We start from the raw sequence: 5,264 nt of genomic DNA, 5'->3' as shown, positions 1-5,264 counted from the left end.
CAAGAGCTACAGGGAAAAGGCTGGAAAGGGAAAATGCCCCCATATCGTATTAATGAAAATCTTAGAAAGAAACTACTCGCTGAATTTGAAGTGATAAAACAAAACTATTTCAAGCCTCCTAAATCTCAAAAAACTCTATCTTCTACAAATGCCACCATCTTCGATATGGACTTGTTCGCTTACGGCATTATCGGGATAATAGCCATGATAGGACTGATACTCATACTATTATATAAATCAAATCGAAAAGAAAATCCACTATAGAAAAAGCTTTCGATTTGGGCACGGATAAGTTTGGGGATAGTTACATTTATTAGCCTGCCCTGATCAATTCAGACACTATTTGCAGGAATAAGGGAATTATCAGTCAAATGAGGATTGGCTAAAGGTTGGCCAACTCGGCTATCCTACACTAGTCAAAAACAGCATTTCAAAAATTAACTACGGATCATTTTTAGAATACACAGGTGAGGAAATTTCAATTAAAGGCCAGTATGAAAAACGTAATCGCAAATATATCTCTCCCGCTTATCAAACTATTTGTGTAAACAACCAATATGTAGATATATCCACTCAATGTGATGCACACTATCAAGAGGAGCGTGGATACTATAAAGCTATCACTATGAAATTATCGTCGAATGAACCTATCAAGATAAAAATCCTTGAAATACACCGTAAACGAGAAGGTAATCTAAATCAACGTTCTCTGTTTGGATTCGGCGGGGAAGCAAGTATCGGCAACGGGCAGTATGATTATTCTAGAATTGTCTGGACAAAACAAGGTGCTAGTTGGTTAAATACCCAACTGATCTCAGGCGACCCCTACGATGGCCAATTCAAAGATGGTCCCAATCACAATAATCCCCCATGGCAAATTGATGAAATCAAAGTCACCGAGCTTTCCAGCGGCCAAGAAAAAGAATTCCTTCCCAAAATCGAAGACCCAGGCTGGAATAAACGGCGTGACTGGGAGGTGGTCTTAATCCCGATTTATTAACAAAGTCTGGTCAGACCAATTACCCGATGTCGCAGCCAATTATATACAAAAGTTACCGAAACTAATTAAAACAGGGAATGGAGGCCGCAACGGACCCTATGACTATATATTCATGGGAGCAAGAAATGACGGCAAAGCCTACGTCAAAGCTAAGCTAGGAATTCCTCTACCTCAAGAGCACAAGGATAAAGTGATCTTCCGGCTCGCTAAAAATGGCCATCAGATCATGAATGGTTCGCATACATATAATCCGTCTGATAAAACAGTCTCAATCACAGCTGATGGATTAAGCGATGAAGCCGATTACTTCATCGTCTGTGGATACGATAAAAACAACAATGGAAAGCTTGAAGCCGCAGAAAAGAATATCGTAGATGATATCAAACTAAAGATCGTCTCCAGAGAAAAGTATCATTCTGCAATTAATACGTTGAAAAATTTCCCTCTAAATGTGTTTCCTAATGCTCTTAATCTAGTTGAAGCATTTGCCTCAAGCACGACGCCGGAAGGTGCCATAGCAACTCCTACTACTATATATCAAAATGAAAATGGCTTGACTCATAACGTAGGAGTGCTATTCAAACCAGAGGCTAATCCTGGAGATTCGATTACAGCGAATTTTGCTCACAGATCAGAACTTTTGCAAGGTGTGATCAAGAGCCACACATTTAATAATTGGTTGAAAGGAAGATTGAACGAAAGACGAGCCGAAGTGCAGGAAAAACTGACAAAAATACCACCCAATCAAAACACCGTTTGGTTTGAGTGGCGTTATCCGAAACAAGGTTTTCAATTTTCAATAGTTCCAGATTCAGACTTATTTCTAGCTCTTGGGAAGGTGTCTTTTAATATGACGATTCAAGTCCCTGTGATCGAGATGGATATGTAGATAGTAGCACGGGCATCAGACTTTACGGTGAAATGTATGACTTGTATGATTTTGACAGAGATACTCTTCCTATCTTTTTGGACAATGGTGCCTTTGCTCAATCAGGCTATACTCAAGCATCGGACGGAGGACGTGTGTATAAAATCAATATCATATTCTATGGTGACAAATCCCATATACCCTTCAATTTCAAATAAAATCCCTTTTATGAAACTAAAATTATGGATTGTATATCTATTCATCTGCGCTCTTGGCCACGGTCAAACACTCAAAGAGCTAAATGAATTAAAGAACAATATCAGCAAGGCTCAAAACTATCAAGAGCTGGAAAAAATAGTTTCCAGCGATAAATGGTTAAGTCTTCCATCGACTCATGATGTCCGAAGAGAAAAAAATAAAGAGAAACTCAAAATCAAGCAAGCTAAACTAGATATAGGAAATTTGATGATCGATAAATTAATTGAATTGAGCAAACCTGTTTATCTCAATAAAATGACTTTAGATCAACAAGATCTAGAAGACTTATATAGGCTCATGATGCGATTTTTTAGTTATCAAGATTTTAGTAACTACCTCTTCGGATGCTATACTTGGAATGTGATTATATACTCACTGATTGGAAAAATGCTAAAAGATGACGGCTATCTCGAGGTGAAAGAATATCTGGAGAAACATCCATGGCCCAATACTGACTGGAAAAACACACTGAAAGCACTTCAGAAACACGATGATTATCTAATCAAAGAAAATGATGCCTTTCATAAATTCTTAGAAAATGAAATGTATTTAATCATACATATAGCTATAGATCCTACTTTAGTCCAGTATTTGAAAGATTACTGCTTATTCTCAGCAAAAGAAATATATACCAATTCTAGAGTCGTTACGGTTGTCTGTTGGGCTATGGAGAATGAGTATAAAGTTACATCAGCATTGCGAGGTTGGGTTGATTTCTTATGTTCCGGAGGTAGTAATGATCAACTAAATCTTATTAGAATAGAAGAGGTCCTAAAAGAGCGTGACTACGAATATGCATTTCCTCAATTCCAATGCAAATCCTTAAGCAGTTCAATCGTTTGTGATTTACCCAATCTTTACAAAGAAGGAGATTCGATGCGAAATGGTCTATTAAGATTGGTATTAGGTCCTGATTTCGAGAATAAGTGAAATATTCTATTTTCCAACCTTAAAATTGTCTATCTATGCTGAAACAAAAGTTTTATTGGGTTCTTCTGATTGTCATACTCTTGCTGCGCTTATTTTATTTTTGGGATTGGTATAGCACTGAGCATGAATCTGCTCAAGTCAAGATCGTTTTTTGAACGATTTGATAAGATGGATAAAGATGGGGTAAAAGTTTCTATAGAAAATGAGCCTGGGAAGCTTCATCTTAAGTGCGCAATTATAGATAATAAATTATTGACCACGGGAAGCGCGAATTGGTCATCGTATGGATTTTTGATGAATTTATAGGACGTGCTATTTATTCAGTCAAGGAAGATAGTGAATAGGTATAAAAACAAATGGAGCTGGCTTTATAAAAAAGCGAAGCCATGGGTGAGAGACGAGATAGCGAACCGATTGGTTTATTCACGCACTAATCCTGGCGTTGACCCTAATATAGATTACAGTAGGATAATGGGAGGAACAGAGAGGGAGTGGTCAGGCGAGATTCAAGAGAAATTTTCTATGATAGCTAAGGATATTGAGAGTTACTACACACCATTAAGGGATGGGCAAACGAGTAGCGCGATAGAGATGCTTGTTAAAGATATCGAGCAATCAGTGCGTGAAATTAAAGCAGCAATGTATTATGTGATTGATGGCGATGTTATCAATAAACTAGTGGATGCAGTGAAGCGCGGTGTAGAGGTAAAGGTGGTCATCAGTGATAAGATGCTTAGAGGTCCGGTAAGCAAATTTTAGAAATGCTAGCAAGAAAAGGTATCAAGGTTTACCTTCCTCCACTCGACGGCGGCACTCAACAAGGAAGTATGCATCTAAAGTGCATGACGATAGACGATCGGATCGTGTGGACAGGGAGCGCGAATTGGACATTCAATGCAAAGGAATTAAATATAGAAGATTATCTACGTATAGAGAATGAAGCTGTAGTTAAATTCTATAGTAACCACCTCCAGTGCCTTACTCAAAATCTCCCCTGAATACAAAACGGCCAACTCAAACAGGAAAGCTTTCGTAGGCGGTTTTTGTTTCACTGATATACCATCACCAAGATCTGCTAGGCTTCCTGGATTGCTTTACCGCTGAAACAGGCAAGTTTGTCGAGCGCTAAAGCCACGACGCTTGGAGAGAACGCCGTAACATAGACACCTGGGCCCCTTCCACGCAAGACATAAATCGCTACGATTGCACTCAGTTCCACCAGCCATGAAATGCTTGATGAAGTCAATCTCATTCACAACATGAATAGCGCATGACCTGCTCTTAAGCGTTTTAACGGCCCTGCCCCTATTTCTATAGGAGCCCGGCTATAGCCAGAACTAAGCTTGTTACAGTTATGCATTGAGCAATCCCCTCTCCTTCATTCACCGCTCAGGATATTTCTTTAAATCCATCTTCTCAGGAATCGGTGAGTTCTTGAAACCTATCTTCAGAACTATCGGAGCCATATTCAAAGCTGTTGGCAAGTGGATTAAGAAAAGTTGGCGGATGGTGTCATCACAGCTGTCTTCCTTACTGCCAGTGTAGCTACTCTGAGAGCGATGGGAGCCTTAGCCGCTGGAGCAACTGCGGCCATTCTTTTCATAGCTGCCGTCGTAGCGGGTGCTGAGGGAGGTTTTGTCAACAGCGCCATCAGCGCAGAAACGCCGCCCTTCAACTCTTACATGAACGCTATCGCTGCGGGAGGTTTCGTCAATGGCAGCGTCGGCGCTATCTTGGCCGGCGGACGCATAAAAGATATCTTCCTTTTACTGGCTTCAAAGGTGCTGTAATCCGTGCGCGTTAACGCTGCGGCAACCTTCGGCATCGGATAAGGCGGACTGTTAGTCACAACGGCGTCCGACAGTCTATATTCTGTGAATTATGCAAGGTCGGCGAATTTGTAATGAAGAGCGCAGCGCATGGGTTGCTGCAAGGAACATTGAGCGAAATTGCAGAGGCGATTTCTTTAGCGGCTCTATTGGCGAAGCCATCGGGAGTGCCGCAGGAGCTCTTGTCAACAGCATCAAGCTGGGCGGCCCGAGGATCTATATAATTAATAGGATCTCCATTCGCGTATCTGTAGAGGCTCATATCTGAGGCATGGCCGAGGGGATCGGCGGCGAGGAAACAGGCGGTGGAATAATGATAAAGCCTCGCCCCCATGTGAATGACGTCGCCTTCGAGGCGATACCCGCGCCAGCCGCTAGC

General features: G+C 41.0%; 8 protein-coding genes. 7 read left to right on the top strand and 1 reads right to left on the bottom strand.

Features of this window, described 5'->3' with window-relative positions; all coding sequences use genetic code 11:
• From NZM04_04955 to NZM04_04925, 7 genes are all read left to right on the top strand, one after another.
• On the top strand, positions 1-264 hold a 264-nt coding region (locus tag NZM04_04955; protein ID MCS7063383.1), incomplete at its 5' end, for a hypothetical protein.
• Between the two features lie 361 nt (positions 265-625).
• On the top strand, positions 626-1,000 hold the full coding sequence (locus NZM04_04950) for a hypothetical protein (protein MCS7063382.1): 375 nt from the start codon (positions 626-628) through the stop codon (positions 998-1,000).
• A gap of 112 nt (positions 1,001-1,112) precedes the next feature.
• Entirely contained in the window at positions 1,113-1,889 is a 777-nt protein-coding gene (locus NZM04_04945; protein MCS7063381.1) for a hypothetical protein, read from the top strand.
• A gap of 207 nt (positions 1,890-2,096) precedes the next feature.
• Complete coding sequence (locus NZM04_04940; protein MCS7063380.1) at positions 2,097-3,056, top strand: hypothetical protein; 960 nt, start codon at positions 2,097-2,099, stop codon at positions 3,054-3,056.
• A 309-nt stretch (positions 3,057-3,365) separates the two neighbouring features.
• A complete protein-coding gene (locus NZM04_04935; protein ID MCS7063379.1) occupies positions 3,366-3,815 on the top strand; it encodes a hypothetical protein in 450 nt (149 codons plus the stop codon).
• Between the two features lie 2 nt (positions 3,816-3,817).
• Positions 3,818-4,054 carry a phospholipase D-like domain-containing protein gene (locus NZM04_04930; protein ID MCS7063378.1) on the top strand — a complete coding sequence of 79 codons (237 nt, stop codon included), beginning with the start codon at positions 3,818-3,820 and terminating at the stop codon, positions 4,052-4,054.
• 501 nt (positions 4,055-4,555) lie between these two features.
• The gene (locus NZM04_04925; GenBank protein MCS7063377.1) at positions 4,556-4,846 is read left to right on the top strand and encodes a hypothetical protein; all 291 of its coding nucleotides are present in this window, start codon (positions 4,556-4,558) and stop codon (positions 4,844-4,846) included.
• A 55-nt stretch (positions 4,847-4,901) separates the two neighbouring features.
• On the opposite strand, the gene NZM04_04920 is transcribed toward NZM04_04925, so the two are convergent.
• The coding region (locus NZM04_04920; GenBank protein MCS7063376.1) for a hypothetical protein at positions 4,902-5,264 on the bottom strand (363 nt) is incomplete at its 5' end.

The organism is Candidatus Methylacidiphilales bacterium, from assembly GCA_025056655.1.
Taxonomy (GTDB): Bacteria; Verrucomicrobiota; Verrucomicrobiia; order Methylacidiphilales; family JANWVL01; genus JANWVL01.
The sequence above is the reverse complement of the archived record's forward strand: the minus strand, read 5'-3'. Positions and strand labels throughout refer to the sequence as shown.